We start from the raw sequence: 15,430 nt of genomic DNA, 5'->3' as shown, positions 1-15,430 counted from the left end.
CAGGAGGATTCCGGGGTTGAGGAAGACATGGGTACGCTGGCGATTCAACCAACGGGCTACGAGGCAGGCGAACGGGTCGGGAGTGTCATTGCCGAACTGACGCCGGAGCAGGCGGCCAAACGCCGCGAAGCTGCCGCGCGAGGCGACTTCCGCGAACTCTCTGACGCCGAAGTCATGCTGGAGCTAAAGACCGGCAACCTTCAGGCGTTCGACGTTCTGCTGGCCAAGTATCGCCGACAGATTGTGCACTTCATGTTCCGCATGGTGCACAACCAGGCCATCGCCGAAGAGCTTGCCCAGGAAGTGTTTCTGCGCGTCTACCGCTCGCGGGAGACGTATCGCGCGGAGGCCCGGTTCTCGACGTGGCTGTATCGCATCGCTACGAACCTCGGCGTAAACCACGCTCGCGACACGCGTTACGAGCGCTCGGCGCAGACCGTGTACCTCGACGATCCAGACCCAGAGACGGGTACGAAGCCGGACGTGGCCGACAGCACACCAAACGTGGAGAGCGAGATTCTGCAGGATGAACGGATGCAGGCGATTCGCAATCACGTACTGGCTCTGCCGGAACGCCAGCGGACCGCCGTGCTGATGCACAAGTATGAGGGGTTGGACTACAAGCAGATCGGCGAGGTGCTGAAGCTGTCCGAGTCCGCCACCAAGAGCCTGCTGTTCCGGGCTTACCAGACGTTGCGAGAGAAGCTGAAGGACTTTGTTTAGGTTGCAAAAGAGACTGGGTGGACCGATAGCTGGTCTGCCTCGTCTAGAGAAATTGAAGACCACCCCGCACGATGACGGGAGGGACATAATGAACACGATGGTTGATTGCAAAGAGTACCGCTCAAACCTGGCCGATCTGCTGCTTGACCCCGGCTTCGCCGAAGCGCATCCCGAGATGGAGGCGCACGCGGTCGGGTGCAACGAATGTGGACAGGAACTGCGTGAAATGCGCGAGACGATGGCGATGATGGACGCGTGGACCGCGCCGGAACCGACGCCGTACTTCGACACCCGCCTGAAGGCGCGCCTGCGTGAAGCTGCCGCAGAAGCGCCGGAAGGTCTGTGGGCTCGTACGAAGTCGTGGCTGATGTTCTCCACGAATCGCTCGTTCCGCCCGGCAGTGGCTGCTGCGCTGGCTGTGGTAATGGTCGCTGGCGGCGGTGGTGTGCTGATGATGGAGATGCACTCCCCCCATGTCGCACAGGTTCATGCACAATCGGCAGCGGTGAACGATTTGAAGATTATGGACAACAACGCCCAGGCGCTGCAGCAGATGGACCAGTTGCTGGATAGCTCGGACGATGGCTCAAGCGACTCGCCCACGACCTAAGAACAAGACACAGAAGCGAGCGGAACGGTTGTTGTGATGGCTCCGTCCAGAATAGGATGGGGCCATTGCATCGGAAGGCGAAAGAATGATTTTCGGAAGGCCAATTCGGAGGAAGGCTGTGCGTGTGAAGAAGGTTTTCGCCGCTGCGGCGTTGCTTCCGCTGGGGTTTTCCGCAGTCGCCGTGGCGCAGCACCAGCAGCCTGCACCGATTGAACGCCATGCTCCCGCTCCGATCGAGCGACGCTTTCCGGGTGGACATCCGAATGGTGGCCAGGGTTTTTCTCACGGCAATGGTGGGGGAGGCCAGCTTCGCGGTCAACACCTGACCGAGTGGATGAACTCGCACAGCAATCTGACTCCGCAGCAGAAGCAGGAGGCGTTATCGCGCGAGCCCGGCTTTCGCGATCTGCCATCTGAGACGCAGCAGCACATTCGCGACCGCCTGAGCCAACTGGAGGCGATGTCTCCTGACCAGCGGCAGCGCATGATGAGCCATGCCGAACAGATGGAGCGGCTGGACCCGAACCAGCGTGCCGATGTTCGAAGCGCCATGCTGCAACTGAGCGCGTTGCCGCCTGACCAGCGCCGTATGGTCTCCCATGAGTTCCGCGAGTTGCGCAGCGTACCGATCGCTCAGCGAAACGAGATCCTGCTGGGCGGCAGGCTCAATTACCTGAACCAGCAGCAGCGCGTCACGCTCGACCACCTGATGGCGATTGAGCCTTTGCTGCCTCCGCAGGGACGATAGCTCTTCAAAAACGCACAGAAACGCCCGCCAATACTTTCGGTGGGGCGTTTCTGTTGTTAGCTCTTGAAGAAGTTCTTCGCCAGGAACAGGACGTTCGCTGGGCGCTCGGCTAGGCGGCGCATGAAGTAGGGGTACCACTCGGTGCCGAACGGCACGTAGACGCGCATCCGGTAGCCCTGCTCGACGAGCTTGCGCTGCAGATCGCGACGGATGCCGTAGAGCATCTGGAATTCAAACGCCTGTTTGTCCGCGCCACCCGCCTCCACAAAGCGGCACATCTGGTCGATGATCGCTTCGTCGTGGGTTGCGATGCCGCAGAAGACTCCGGAGGTCGCTGCGCGCTTCATCAGGCGTATGTAGTTCGCGTCGACGTGTGCTTTGTCAGGAAATGCACGGTCGGCCGGCTCTTTGTACGCGCCCTTGCAGAGGCGGATGCGAATGCCCTGTGCCAGCAGGCGCTCCATGTCGGCTTCGGTGCGGTACAGGTACGCCTGCAGCACCGTGCCCACCGCGCCGGGGTACTCCGCGTTCAGGTGCTCCGTCATCTGCACAGTGGCTTCCGTGTAATCGGAGCCTTCCATGTCGATGCGAACGAAGTTGCCCGTAGAAGCGGCCTGAGCGACCAGGTTGCGGACGATGCCCTCGGCCAGCTCCGGCCCGGCGCCGTGGCCGCCGATGTCCATACCCATTTGTGTCAATTTGAGCGAAACGTTCGCGCGCAGGCCGCGCATCGCAATCTCATGCAGCGTGCGCTGGTAGACCGCTGCTGACTCCTCCGCCTGCGAGACGTGGAGGACGCTTTCGCCCAGCGAATCCAGCGTAACGTCAATGCCTTCGCGGTTCATCGCCTCAGCGGCAGCCGCGGCTTCCTCTACCGTTGTGCCCGCGACAAAGCGTCGCGAGACGCGGCGGCCAAGCGTCGAGCTCTCAGAGAACGTGCGAAGACCCGGATTCGTGGATAAAGAAATGAAAAGTGAACGGAGCATTTGATCGCTGGTTCACAGGATATGACAAATATTGTTTCAGGCAAGTTGCATTCGGCTGCGGTGGAACCCAGCGCCCTTCTCCCTGCCAGAAGAAACGCCATGCAAGCCTTCTGCGTGCTAGTGAGAGACTTCCGGCCGCTGGCTGGATTGCTCCAGCGTCCCGGAGCGACGGGTCACCTGCGGGGTCACCATCGCGGCGGTGTTTTTGAACTCCGCAATCGCCTCGTCGTAGCGTCCACGCACGCTGTTGGTGCGGATCTGTGCCATCTCTTCGAGCATCTTCATGCCGTCCTTGAGATACGAGATGCGCGAGCGCTCATCATGGCCCCAGGTCACGGGTACTTCCACAATCTTGAACCGCAGACGGCGGGCAATGAATAGAATTTCAGGGTCAAAGCCCCAGCGTTCAATGGTTTGCAGACGGAAGATCACCTGCGCGGCATCGTGCTTAAACGCTTTGAAGCCGCACTGCGTGTCCTTGTACGGCAGACCAATGAACTTTCGCGTGACGTAGTTGAAGCAACGGCCGAAAAAGCGGCGGTACAGCGGCTGATGAACGATCTGGCGCTGCTTGTCGAGCCAGCGCGAGCCAATGGCAACATCAGCACCCGCTTCCAACGCCTTGAAGAGCCGTTCGGCTTCCTCGATCGGGGCCGAGAGGTCGGCGTCCGTAAACATGACGATCTCGCCAGCGGCCTGCAACAGGCCGTTACGGACAGAGAAACCCTTGCCACGGTTGCCGGGGTTCTGCACGAGCTTGATGTACTGGTAGCGATCCATCCAGCGGTGGATGATGTCGATCGTTTCATCGGTCGACCCGTCATCGACGACCAGCACTTCGGCATCCCACTGGCGCTGGGCCACAGCCAGCACAACACGCTCGAGAGTGTCCTCAATTCGCTGCGCTTCGTTATACGCAGGAATAACGATACTCAGCCGCGGCGGGCAGGCAGGAGACGTCGATTCTGTTCGTTCGGTATCCATGTGGAAAGGGAGCGCATATGCCCCATTTTGCAATGGGTCAGGGCGTCTACACGCCGCTTCATCATACACGGTTGCTCTCTTGACTAGACGATGCAGAACGCGAAAGGACTCGGGAAATCTGCGGCGTTGTCCGAGGAGTGCTGGTACACTCCGGCACATGTCGACGATGCCCCCTCCGCCACCCTACAACGTACCTCCAGCCAACTACCCAGCCTACGGATATGGCTACCCACCACCTCCTCCAGGCGGCAAACGCTCCGGCTGGATCTGGGCTCTGGTTGCCATCGCCATCGTGGGCGTTGTGATGATCATCGTGGCGGCCATCTGGGCGTCGGCGCTCAAGAGCATTGTGAAGTCCGGCGACGGTAATGTGTCGTCCTCGACCTTCAGCTCCAACTCGATCGCTGTCATCGAAATCAACGGCGTGATCCTGGACGCGGACAAGATCGACAAGCAGTTGGAAAAGTATGGCAATGACAGCGACGTGAAGGCGATTCTGCTTCGCATCAACTCCCCCGGTGGCGGCGCAGCAGCCTCGCAGGAGATCTACCACGAGGTGATGCGCGTCCGCACCGAGAAGCACAAGCGCATTGAAGCTTCCGTGGAAAGCGTCGGCGCTTCTGGCGCGTATTACATCGCCAGCGCCTGCGACAAGATTTACGCCAACCAGGCCTCGGTCGTCGGCTCCATCGGCGTCATCATGTCCTGGACAAACTACGGCGACCTGATGCGCTGGGCCAAGATGAAGAACGTCACCATCAGCAAGGGCGAACTGAAGGACGCAGGCGATCCTACCCGCGACCTGACCCCGAAGGAGCAAGCCTACTTCCAGGGACTGGTCGACAACATGTACGGGCAGTTTGTGCATGATGTTGCCATCGGCCGCCACACCACCGACGCACGCATTCTCCCGCTGGCGACCGGCCAGGTGTGGACAGGACAACAGGCCTTGCCGCTTGGGCTGATCGACGCCGAAGGCGGATACCACGAAGCCCTGCTCGATACCGCAAAGTCTGTTGGGATCAAAGGTGAGCCATCCGTCGTCAAGCCTTCCAAGGAAAAGCATGGCCTGCTTGGCCTGCTGTCGGGCAGTGACGATGTCGACTCTCTGATCCCCACACCGTCACAGCTACTGAACCGGTCGCCAGGCTTCTTCTATCTTTGGAAGTAATGAAACCGAAGTAATTCAAAAAAGTAACAAGCATGAGTAACATAACGTGAAGTAACCAATAACTCGATCACATAAAGGCCTCGATACTTTCGCATAGCGAATATCGAGGCATTTTCTTGTGCAAAAGTGGATTTATAGATAGCCAAATCAAAAGTTTGCGAGCATTCTTGTGAGGCAAAGAAAACAGCGATCTAACGTTGACGAAAACGCAGGATTACGCCTCTTTGTGCGCATTTCCAGTAACGCTGTGTAGAGAGTTTTCTCAAGATAAAAAACGACTAGTCCATGCCAGCTATATCTAGCGGCAAAAGACTGGCGACCAGCTACGGAAGTGTCTCTATCAAGCAGGAGATAAGATAATGATTTTTTCCCGTCAAGGGTTTTTCTCAGGTGTGTTGGGTTTAGGGCTGCTACTCCTTACGGGGTGCGGCATGGGTGCAGGGGATTCTGTTCAGCAGAATGTAGCCTCCACGGCGTTCACCGGCCGTTCCATGGGCGGCCAACAGCCACTGGTCGGCGCCACGATTGGCGTCTACGCGTACGGTACGGGTGGCTACGGTTCAGCCGCGACGCTGCTTGCGAGCACGACAACCGATAGCGGCGGAAACTTCGCCTTTGCCTCCAGTGCATATACCTGCCCGCAAAGCGATACCCCGGTCTACCTGCTCTCCACCGGCGGTGACCCCGGTGCCGGCAGCGTGAACGCGAATGCCGTTCAGGCGATTGCCCTGGGAACCTGCACGGTGGCGAAGCAGTCACACATCGTGATCAATGAAGTGACCACCGTGGCGATGGCGTACGCTTTGGCTCACTTCTTCAACACGAACCTCAGCCTTAGCGCCGCTGGTGGTGGAGCAGCGGGCGATAACTTCGGCGGACCGTCATCGACCTCTAGCAGCATCACAACGTTTTCGCGCGGGCTGGTGCTGGGCAATAACGTTACGGTGGGGCTGATTGCCAGAAAGAGCGACGGCAGCGCGACCGTCTCCTCCGGCAACATGACGACGGAAGCCGCCAAAGTCTACGGCATCGCGAATATTCTTGCTTCGTGCGTGAACTCGACGGGACAGACCAGCACGTCGGACACCTCCAGCAACTGCGGACGTCTGTTCAACTTCACGTCAACGTCCGCCTCCGGGCGCCCCACCGATACCCTTCAGGCCGCGGTCCAGATGGCTCTGCATCCGACCGTGAACGTTTCGGGGCTCTACATCCTGTCGCCGAGCACGCCCGCCTTCGGTTCCGGCCTCAGCTCGCAGCCTAATGACTGGAGTCTGGCGATCAGCTTCACCAACTCAGCGATGGGCATGGGTGTGGACACGAATACGCTTTCCACGATCGACATCGATAGCTCCAACCGCGTCTGGTTCCCTTCGACGATCTCAGGCGGAACGGGCGTCGCCTACTTTGACCCCGCTACGACAACCTTCAACGGCCCCTACAACGGAGCAGGACTGGTGCATCCGGAGCAGGTTGCAATCGACGGCAACGGCTATGCCTGGGCGACAGACACACAAGGCGCGGTTCTGGGCGGCTTCAATACCAATACGCCGACGTCATACTCCACGCTGAGCATCGCGGGATCCACGAGCTACTCCCTCGGCGTGGACTCCAGTTCGCAACTGCGCGTAGGCGTTTTGGCTTCCAGCAACTACAAGCTGGCAACTGTGGACGCGACACGCTCGACGTACTCCACGGCGAACTCTCCGACAGGGCTGCAGGCAGCCTATCTCCCGCAGAGCATTGCCAGCGATGCCAGCGGCAACCTGCTCTTTACGCAGTACAGCAGCTCGGTTCCCCGCTTCTACGACTACTACCTGGCAAGCGGTGCAACGTCGGTGACGCAGCGAGGCTTTGCCAATGATCTGGCAGGCCAGGCCGCGTTCACAGGTGGAGATCTCGTCGGCGTACGCTCCTACAACAACGGCGGTGGCAACAATGCCGTGGACGGCCTCTGCTTCCAGTCGAATGGCACTTGCGGCTCGATGGGTGGGGCGAAGACCTACAACCGTCCCGCAGGTATTGCCGTCGATGGTGATGGCACGCTCTGGCTGGCTTATAACCAAACAGCGTCCGTGGCGTCCATACCGCAGGTAAGCGGAACCGGGAAGGCGTATTCGAACTACTTGAACTCGAACACCCAGTTCACCAGCTACGTGCTGAACCACAACAGCACCTACGGCGGAACACTGACCAGTCCCGAAGGTATAGCGGTCGATAACGAAGGCAATCTTTGGGTGGCGAACTCTGGCTGCAGCACGAGCGGCTGCACCCCAGGATCGTTTGTCCTGACGGTACTGCCCGGACAGGCGGCTCCGACAATCACACCCGTCTCAGCCCAAATCACCAGCGGAAGCAATTTAGCAGGCACCTACCCCGCCTACTAGACCGAGCTAACTATCACATCCCAAACGGCCTTTCTCACACGAGAAAGGCCGTTTGGCATTCGGGGTCAGCGCTGAAAAACGCACAAACTTGCGAATCATCTGAAACTTGACAGCTTTGATGACGTCAAAAGTCGTATGTCGGGTTGGTCGAGCGGTACAAAAACCCAGCGAATATGTCGTATTACGCCATATTCGCTTACACTGACAGTGAAACCACCCCCGCAGCCATGCTGCGTATCTTGTTTGGGAGTTTTTGACGATGACGAAGGCTGATCTCGTTGACCGTGTCGTTGCTTTGGGCGATTTGACCCGCCGTGATGGTGAGACGATTGTGGACCTCTTGTTCTCTTCAATCACCGAAGCCCTGAAGGCTGATGACAAGGTTGAGGTGCGCGGCTTTGGAAGCTTCCGCACACGCCGTCGCAACTCGCGAACAGGCCGCAACCCGAAGACGGGCATTTCGGTGGCTGTACCGGCGAAGCGTGTTCCGTTCTTCAAGCCAAGCAAGGACATGCGCGACCAGGTGAACCCCGGCGGCCAGCGCTCCCTGCCCAAGGGCACGGTGGTAGCGGCGGCAGTGGAAGAACACCAGCCTTCGGCCGTATAGGCAAAGCAAGAACCATTTGATTTCGTGAGAACGAGGGCGGCCGAGGCCGCCCTTTTGCATTCCTGCGGAACCAAACGAGGGAAATTGCCGTATTGTGTTGCCATGACTCCTGCAATTGCTGCCCGTGGACTCGTGCGTTCGTTTGACAACTTCACAGCCGTCCACGGCATTGACCTGGAAGTGGCTCCTGGGCAGTTTTTTGGCTTCCTCGGGCCAAACGGCGCGGGCAAATCGACGACGATCAAGATGCTGACCGGCCTGCTGGCGCCGACGGCTGGCTCCATCCAGATTCTGGGGCAGGACCTCTTCGCCAACCCGCTGGAGGTGAAGCGTCACATTGGCGTTGTGCCGGAGGGCATGGGGTTGTTCGGTAAGCTAACGGCACCGGAGTACCTGGAGTTTGTGGGACGGATGTATGGGCTCGACCAGCAGACGACGCGCAAACGCGCGGCCGAGTTGCTGGAGTTTATGGGGCTCGCCGACGAGTCGAAGAAGCTGGTCGCGGATTACTCCCACGGCATGGGGAAGAAGCTGGCGCTGGCTGCTGCGGTGATACACGGGCCGAAGGTGCTGTTCCTGGACGAGCCGTTCGAGGGCGTTGACGCCGTTGCGGCCGGAACCCTGAAGAACATGCTGCAAGGCATGATCGCGCGTGGCGCAACGATCTTTCTGACCTCGCATGTGCTCGAAATCGTCGAGCGCCTGTGTTCGCACATCGCCATCATCGACCGCGGCCAGATTGTGGCAAACGGCTCGCTGGAAGACCTGCGAGCGGGCGTGCAGGCAAAGCTGCCGAACGCCGAAGACGGCTCCACACCCGAACGGCTGACGCTGGAACAGATCTTCTTGAATGTTGTGGGTAAGAGCGGCGTCGACCAGACTGTACATGAAGGGGAGTTGGCATGGCTGAGCTAGACTCTTCCACTTCAGGCTCTGCCGCGTGGACCGAGACGCAGACCTGGGAGCAGTACCGCGCGATCGTCTGGCTACGCTGGCGCATCTTTGCCAACGGCTTTCGCCGCAAAGGCGGCAAGGGTGAGTTGATCGGCCTGATCATCGTCATTCCGCTCTTCCTGCTGGTCGTAATTGCTCTGGCGTTCGGCGTCGCCGCTCTCTGCTACCTGGGCGCGGCCAAGCAGCGCTATGAGCTGCTGACGATCGCGACGTGGGGCATCTTCGCACTCTCGCAGCTCGTGAACATCAACATGGGCTCGGCGGGCACGACGTTCGACCCGACGCAGCTTATCCGCTTTCCACTCAGCACCCGCCGCTACACGCTCATCCGGCTCTTCTTCGGCATGATGGCGCCGGGCAACATCACCATGGCGATACTTTCGCTGGCTGGAGCGATCGGCCTGACGGTGGGACGGCCTTCCCTATGGCTCTATGGCTTCGTGAGCTTCGGAGTCTTTACGCTGGCGAACGTCATCTTCACGCGCATGATCTTTGCGTGGGTCGACCGCTGGCTTTCCACACGGCGTGCCCGCGAAGTCTTCATGGGCCTGATCTTCCTTTTCTCCATGGGCATTCAATGGGCGAACGTAGAGTTCAACCTGAACAACCACCATCACCATAGGCACCACCATCAGTCCGACGACGAAGATGAGGCTCCCGAGGTGCAGGAGCCACCCAGCCCGACCGCGCAGCGCATGATGAAGGTGTGGGCTGTGGTGAAGCCTGCCACGCAGGCCCTGCCTCCAGGGCTTGCCGCTGATGCCATAGCCAAAGGTGCTGTCGGCAAGCCGCTGTGGTTCGTGGCAGAAACTGCAGGCGTGGCGACGTACGGCCTGCTCTTCTTTGGCATCTTTGGCCTGCGAATGCGGACGGAGTTCCGCGGCGAAAGCCTGAGCGATGCGGCGATTGGGGTGAAGGCCAAGCCTGCGGCAAAGGCGACAGCGCATGAGACGCATGCTTCCTCAATTCCTCTGGCTGCGGCACCTGCCACCGGCCCGTCGCAGTGGGAGCTCTATCTGACGTTGCTGCAGAAGGAGTTTCTCTACCTGCGGCGCACGATGGGGTTGATCTATGGCCTGGTCGCACCGCTCTTCTTCGTCTTCCTTTTTGCGGGACGATGGGCGGCGAAGTCGCACTCGGAGTGGGTCTACCCTGCTGCGTTGGCGTACGCTCTGCTGGGCGTTGTGCCGATTAGCTACAACGCCTTTGGCCTGGATGGAACGGGAGCGCAGTTCTACTTTCTCGCCCCCATCCGCCTGCGGGACGTGCTGCTGGTGAAGAACGTGCTGAACAGCATCCTGGGTCTGATCGAAGTGCTTGCCGTGACGGCGATGATCAGCTACATGGCCGGGCTGCCCAGCGTGAGCATGCTGCTCGGCAGCATGTTGTGGGCGCTGATGACGCTGCTGGTCGAGCTCACGGTCGGCAACTACCGCTCGATCAATACACCGAAGAAGGTCGACCTGCAGAAGATGGGGCAGAAGCAAGCCAGTCAGGCCAGCGCCCTGATGAGCATGGGCATCCTCGTCGTCTCTGCCGGGCTGGGGTGGTCGCTGATGATGCTGGCGAAGTTCAGCGGGCTGGCGTGGATTCTGCCCGTGGTGCTCGCGGCCATGGCTGCGGTGGCGGCTTTCTTCTACTGGCACAATCTGGAGAAGATGGACGAGTACGCCATGCTGCACCGCGATTCGCTCTTCGAAGAACTAGGCAAAAAGGCCTGAGCCCCACAAGCAAAAGACGGGCAGCGAGTTTAACTCGCTGCCCGTCTTTTTGTGGTTTCATCTACGTTGCAATACCGATGGCACTGATCATGCGCCCGGTAAAGCCCGCTTCGCCGCGATGCGTGAAGTACTTGAGCTGACCGTTCTTCAAACGCGTGCAGGCGGTGCACTGGCCGAGTACGGTGATCTTCTTCGCGCGCACTCCAGCGTCCAGAAGCTGGCGACGGTTGGCCTCGTGCAAATCGAGATGAAGTTGCAGCGAGTTGCCACGAGCCGGGGCTGCGGCGTAGGCCTCGTGGAAGAGCGAGGGTGCGTAGCCAAACTGTGATTCGAACTCGGAGCGAAGCTCTTGTCCGACCGAGTAGCAGCAGGAGCCGATCGCCGGCCCTATCGCCGCGATGAGGTCCCTGGGCCGCGAGCCGTACTCCAGCTGCATCGTGCCGACGCCGCGTTCGACGATGCGCGCAACCGTGCCGCGCCAGCCTGCATGGAACGCTGCGACGACTCGTTTTTCCGTGTCTACGACGAAGACAGGAACACAGTCCGCTGTCTGCACACCGAGTACCAGACCTGGCAGATTCGTCATCAGGGCGTCGCCGCGAAGCTGCGCCTTGCCTTCAGCCGTAGCCAGCGGCCCGTGGCCGTCTTTCACCAGGCGGACGATGGGAGTGTGGGTCTGCCGCACCGTGACAAGTTCGCTGTCCGTCGCGCCTCCGGTCACGGCATGGAGAAAGCGGTCGCGATTCTCGCGCACAGCCTCTGGATCGTCGTCCTTCGTCCAGCCCAGATTCAGCTCTTTGCGACCTTCGGAGTTATAGACCGTGGAGGAGCCGTTCAGCCGCGTGGAAAAAGCAGCCTGCAGCCACGCATACTTCTCCCAGCCAGGAACGCGTTCGAGGCCGGGGGAATCGTCGTTTTTGGGGCGTGTCGTCAACGCAGGCTTTAGCGATGGAACGCGCGAACCACCAGCCCAGGCACTGGTTCGCGTCGCGCGACGGCCGTGTTCCAGACCGATGGAGGCGAGAAGCGAGTCAACCCTGGCGGTGTCCACCGGGGACTCAAGAGGCTTGGGACCTTGCTTTACAGTCACAGCGGCTAGTGTACGCCGCGATTTGCGACTTAAAGAGAATGGCCCCGCTTTCGGGCGGGGCCGGAGAGGCATGTAGGGGAGGGAAAAAACTGAGGATTTTTAGATGTGCCCCAAGACGGGACGAAAAGAGGTAATTACAAAAGGTGGGACTTTACGGATATGCCTCTCAGTTAACTTAGTAGACGCTACAAAACGCCAAATGGTTTTACTGAATTGTGAATATCTCAAAATAAAGTACAAAAAAGTGTATCGCCCTGCGTTGCTATGCTTTGAAAGGCGTCTCGTTCGATCGGAAACGCCGTCCCCTGCCCCCGGATTCCACGAAAGTTCTCCTGCCACAACAACTTCCCGCTGACGGATGCGGCCCGGCGTGGTAAGTTCTGTTTGCATCGCAACTGATTCGGCGGTAGGATACCGCGATTGTAGGCACCGGCTAAGCCACGCATGAATACTGAAACCCAAATCGCCTCCCACCTGCTGCGTTCGCGGCTCGGCAAACTCTGCGTTGCCCTGACCGGAACAAGCGCGAACGATATGGCCGACAAGGCCAATGCCGTGCTGAACGAGACAAGCCTGCTGGAGTTCCGGCTGGACTACATCGCCAAACCAGCCGCGGCGCTGCCCGCGTTGAAAAACTGGCTGGAGACGCACGGTGCCGTCGTTGTCGTGGCGACCTGTCGCTGCCAGGAGTACGGCGGCAAGTTCACCGGCTCGATCAGCGCCGCGTATGACGTGCTGCTGAAGGCCGCGCAGGCGGGTTTTCAGATCATCGACCTCGAACTGGAGTCGGCCGAGAAGCTGCCGAAGGGCTCCATCGAAAAGCTGCGCGAAACCGGCGCGTCGGTGATGATCAGCCACCACGACTTCAAGCGCACGACCGACCTCGATGCCCTCTATAAGAGGATGGCGGTCTTCGCGCCCGACTTCATGAAGGTCGTACCCACCGCGCAGAAGCTCAGCGACAACGTCTCCCTGCTCAAGTTCCTGGCCAGCGCAGAAGACCGCGGATCGACGCCGGTCGTCGGTATCTGCATGGGCGAAATGGGCATCATCTCCCGCGTTCTTGGCCTTCGCGCGGGTTCGGCCTTCACCTTTGCCGCAGCCAACGCCGGCGAAGAGACCGCTCCGGGGCAGATCGCCGCACGCACGCTGATCGAAACCTACCGCATCGAGCAGATCGATAAGGCGACCAAGGTCTTTGGTGTCGCAGGCAATCCGATCCGCTCATCGATGTCCCCCCTAATGCTCAATACGGCGTTCCGGCGCGAGACGGTGAACGCCGTCTATCTGGCGCTGCAGGCGACCGATGTGGACGACCTCTTCCGGCTGGTGCGTGAGGTGCCGATCCAGGGCCTGAGCGTGACGATGCCGCTGAAGCAGGACGTGATCAAGCACCTGGAGCGTACGGACGCCCTCAGCCAGAAGATCGGCGCGGTGAACACGATCGCCCGGATGCCGGACGGCAAGTTCTACGGCTTCAACACGGACGTTGCCGGCATCGTCGGCCCGCTGGAGCGGCGGCTGTCGCTGCGAGGCGCCAAGGTTCTCGTGCTGGGTGCTGGTGGAGCGGCGCGCGCCGCTGTCTTTGGCTGCGCAGACAAGGGTGCGGAGGTTTCCATCCTGAACCGTACGCCCGAAACAGCTCAGAAGCTGGCTCGGCAGGCGGGTGCGAAGGCGATCAAACGCGAACAACTACTGAAGATGCAGTTCGACGTCATCATCAACTGCACGCCCGCTGGCATGAACGGCAACAAGACCGTCGCGGTGCTGAAGCCGGAAGAGCTGAACGCCCGGCTGGTCTTCGACACGGTATACAACCCGATCGAAACGCCCTTGCTAAAGATGGCCCGGGCCAAGGGGCTGCCCGTCATCACCGGCGTTGAGATGTTCGTGACACAGGGTGCTCGCCAGTTTGAGATCTGGACAGGCAAGCCCGCGCCTATCGAAGAGATGCTGCGAGTTGTGATCCATGCCCTGCGTCAGGGTGCGGAAGCGCCTACAGATAACATCGACCCGACGGCCCCGGCAGGCAAGGTGCTGACCGCGACGGCAGCGGAAGCCGCAGCAGCGAAGGCAGCCGCAGCGGCTCCGGTAGCGGCTCCCGTGGTTCCAGCAGCACCCGCAAAGCCAGCGCCAGCCGTCGCGAAGAAAGCGGCTCCGGCGAAGCCTGCAGCACCTGCGAAGCCTGTCGCTCCAGTGAAAACGGCTGCGCCCGCAAAACCTGCCGTTCCAGCGAAAAAGGCAGCAGTTCCAGTGGTCGCAAAGAAGGCGGCCCCACCAGCAAAGAAGGTGGCAGTCCCAGCAAGAACGTCTTCTTCAAAGAAGGTCGTCCCCGCGAAGAAAGCCGTGCCTGCCAAGCTCGTAAAGAAGAGCGTCGTAGCAAAGAAAGCGGCTCCGGCGAAGAAGGTCGCGGCTCCCATGAAAAAGACGGTCCCGGCAAAGAAGGCCAAACCCGTAGCCAAGAAGGTCGTTCCCGCAAAGAAAGCTGCGGCAAAGAAGACCACAAAACGATGAGGCGTGGTCTCGCAGCGATAACACTGTTTGCCGCGTCTACCGTGTGCGCACAGGTTCCTGAAGCGAACCCGGCACGTCCAACCGTTACCAATCCGGCGACGTTGCCACCGGTCGGCTACCTGCAGTTTGAGCAGGGCTACAACGGAGCGCTGCGCTCCCCCGAAACCGATACACAGTACAGCGTGGTGCAGACGATCCGGCTGGCCGTGGAGTCACACCTGATGCTGCAGATGGCAAGCCAGCCGTTTGCACGCAGCCTGGTCGACGGCCAGCCTACGCGCGACGCAGGCGACGTTCTGCTGGGAGCAACCGTCGTCCTCTTCTCCCCGCATGAGAGCGAAGAAGACCGTGCGGCAGAGGCGAAGGACCGCCATCTGCACAGCTATGTGAAAGCAGCCGTGCCGACGGTGTCGCTGTCCTACCAGGGACGCGTCTACCAAGGCAGCGCGCCTGATCTTGACATGGGATCGATGCGGCAGGGACTCACGCTGCTCGCCTCAGGCCACTCCCCGATCATCGACGCGCACTACGACAGCAACCTCGTCGTGAACGAACAGGTGGACGACAATGGGGTCCGTCGCGCGCAGGTGGGAGAGACGATCTCCTTTGACCGTCCAGTGATCTCGCAGAGCGTGCAATTCTCCGGCGAGCTCTATCACTTCACCCAGCCGCTGGTTCACGCTGATCCCACCGGACGCCCCGTCGGACGAGCGCACATGGTGGCCGTTCTGGCTGCAGCAAGTTATCAGATGAAGCCGAACCTTGTCTTTGACGCGGGCTTCTCTCGCGGGCTCACCTCGACGACGACTCGCTGGCAAAGCTTCGCAGGTTTCACTTACCTGCTGCCGCAGCGACTATGGCCGCAGCGTAAACGCGGATAGCAAGAAAGAGTGGGGAGGCCAATAGCCTCCCCACTCTCGCGTTTGCTTGTTACG

13 protein-coding genes are annotated in these 15,430 nt (G+C 60.2%); 10 read left to right on the top strand and 3 right to left on the bottom strand.

Translation table 11 applies throughout. The features are described 5' to 3' along the window. Positions 1 to 27 precede the first annotated feature (27 nt). The 3 genes from PW792_01390 to PW792_01380 all read left to right on the top strand — a co-directional run bounded on the left by PW792_01390 (position 28) and on the right by PW792_01380 (position 2,081). A complete protein-coding gene (locus tag PW792_01390) occupies positions 28 to 723 on the top strand; it encodes a sigma-70 family RNA polymerase sigma factor (protein MDE1160580.1) in 696 nt (231 codons plus the stop codon). Positions 724 to 811: 88 nt separating this feature from the next. Further along, positions 812 to 1,333 (top strand): hypothetical protein, encoded by a 522-nt coding sequence (locus PW792_01385; protein ID MDE1160579.1) that lies wholly within the window; start codon positions 812 to 814, stop codon positions 1,331 to 1,333. A gap of 124 nt (positions 1,334 to 1,457) precedes the next feature. Continuing rightward, positions 1,458 to 2,081, top strand: coding sequence for a DUF3106 domain-containing protein (locus tag PW792_01380; protein MDE1160578.1), 624 nt, complete (start codon positions 1,458 to 1,460; stop codon positions 2,079 to 2,081). Positions 2,082 to 2,137: 56 nt separating this feature from the next. Here PW792_01380 and PW792_01375 read toward each other — a convergent pair whose 3' ends face one another. Next, a complete protein-coding gene (locus PW792_01375; GenBank protein ID MDE1160577.1) occupies positions 2,138 to 3,067 on the bottom strand; it encodes a proline dehydrogenase family protein in 930 nt (309 codons plus the stop codon). Positions 3,068 to 3,184: 117 nt separating this feature from the next. Beyond that, complete coding sequence (locus PW792_01370; GenBank protein ID MDE1160576.1) at positions 3,185 to 4,051, bottom strand: glycosyltransferase family 2 protein; 867 nt, start codon at positions 4,049 to 4,051, stop codon at positions 3,185 to 3,187. A gap of 157 nt (positions 4,052 to 4,208) precedes the next feature. Between PW792_01370 and sppA the strand changes: the two genes are divergently transcribed. From sppA to PW792_01345, 5 genes are all read left to right on the top strand, one after another. Continuing rightward, the gene (gene sppA, locus PW792_01365; protein MDE1160575.1) at positions 4,209 to 5,222 is read left to right on the top strand and encodes a signal peptide peptidase SppA; all 1,014 of its coding nucleotides are present in this window, start codon (positions 4,209 to 4,211) and stop codon (positions 5,220 to 5,222) included. A gap of 359 nt (positions 5,223 to 5,581) precedes the next feature. After that, complete coding sequence (locus PW792_01360) at positions 5,582 to 7,609, top strand: hypothetical protein (protein ID MDE1160574.1); 2,028 nt, start codon at positions 5,582 to 5,584, stop codon at positions 7,607 to 7,609. Between the two features lie 259 nt (positions 7,610 to 7,868). After that, positions 7,869 to 8,216, top strand: coding sequence for an integration host factor subunit beta (locus PW792_01355; GenBank protein MDE1160573.1), 348 nt, complete (start codon positions 7,869 to 7,871; stop codon positions 8,214 to 8,216). A 102-nt stretch (positions 8,217 to 8,318) separates the two neighbouring features. Beyond that, positions 8,319 to 9,131, top strand: coding sequence for an ABC transporter ATP-binding protein (locus PW792_01350; GenBank protein MDE1160572.1), 813 nt, complete (start codon positions 8,319 to 8,321; stop codon positions 9,129 to 9,131). Further along, complete coding sequence (locus tag PW792_01345; GenBank protein ID MDE1160571.1) at positions 9,119 to 10,891, top strand: hypothetical protein; 1,773 nt, start codon at positions 9,119 to 9,121, stop codon at positions 10,889 to 10,891. Before PW792_01350 ends, PW792_01345 begins: the two co-directional genes overlap by 13 nt. Before the next feature lie 61 nt (positions 10,892 to 10,952). Here PW792_01345 and pgeF read toward each other — a convergent pair whose 3' ends face one another. After that, on the bottom strand, positions 10,953 to 11,981 hold the full coding sequence (gene pgeF, locus PW792_01340; protein ID MDE1160570.1) for a peptidoglycan editing factor PgeF: 1,029 nt from the start codon (positions 11,979 to 11,981) through the stop codon (positions 10,953 to 10,955). A gap of 444 nt (positions 11,982 to 12,425) precedes the next feature. Here pgeF and aroE point away from each other — a divergent pair, with 444 nt between their 5' ends. Both aroE and PW792_01330 read left to right on the top strand, forming a co-directional pair. Next, on the top strand, positions 12,426 to 14,495 hold the full coding sequence (gene aroE / locus PW792_01335; GenBank protein MDE1160569.1) for a shikimate dehydrogenase: 2,070 nt from the start codon (positions 12,426 to 12,428) through the stop codon (positions 14,493 to 14,495). Continuing rightward, complete coding sequence (locus PW792_01330) at positions 14,492 to 15,376, top strand: hypothetical protein (GenBank protein MDE1160568.1); 885 nt, start codon at positions 14,492 to 14,494, stop codon at positions 15,374 to 15,376. Before aroE ends, PW792_01330 begins: the two co-directional genes overlap by 4 nt. Positions 15,377 to 15,430: the final 54 nt, after the last annotated feature.

This window comes from Acidobacteriaceae bacterium, from assembly GCA_028283655.1.
Lineage (GTDB): Bacteria > Acidobacteriota > Terriglobia > Terriglobales > Acidobacteriaceae > Granulicella.
The sequence above is the reverse complement of the archived record's forward strand: the minus strand, read 5'-3'. Positions and strand labels throughout refer to the sequence as shown.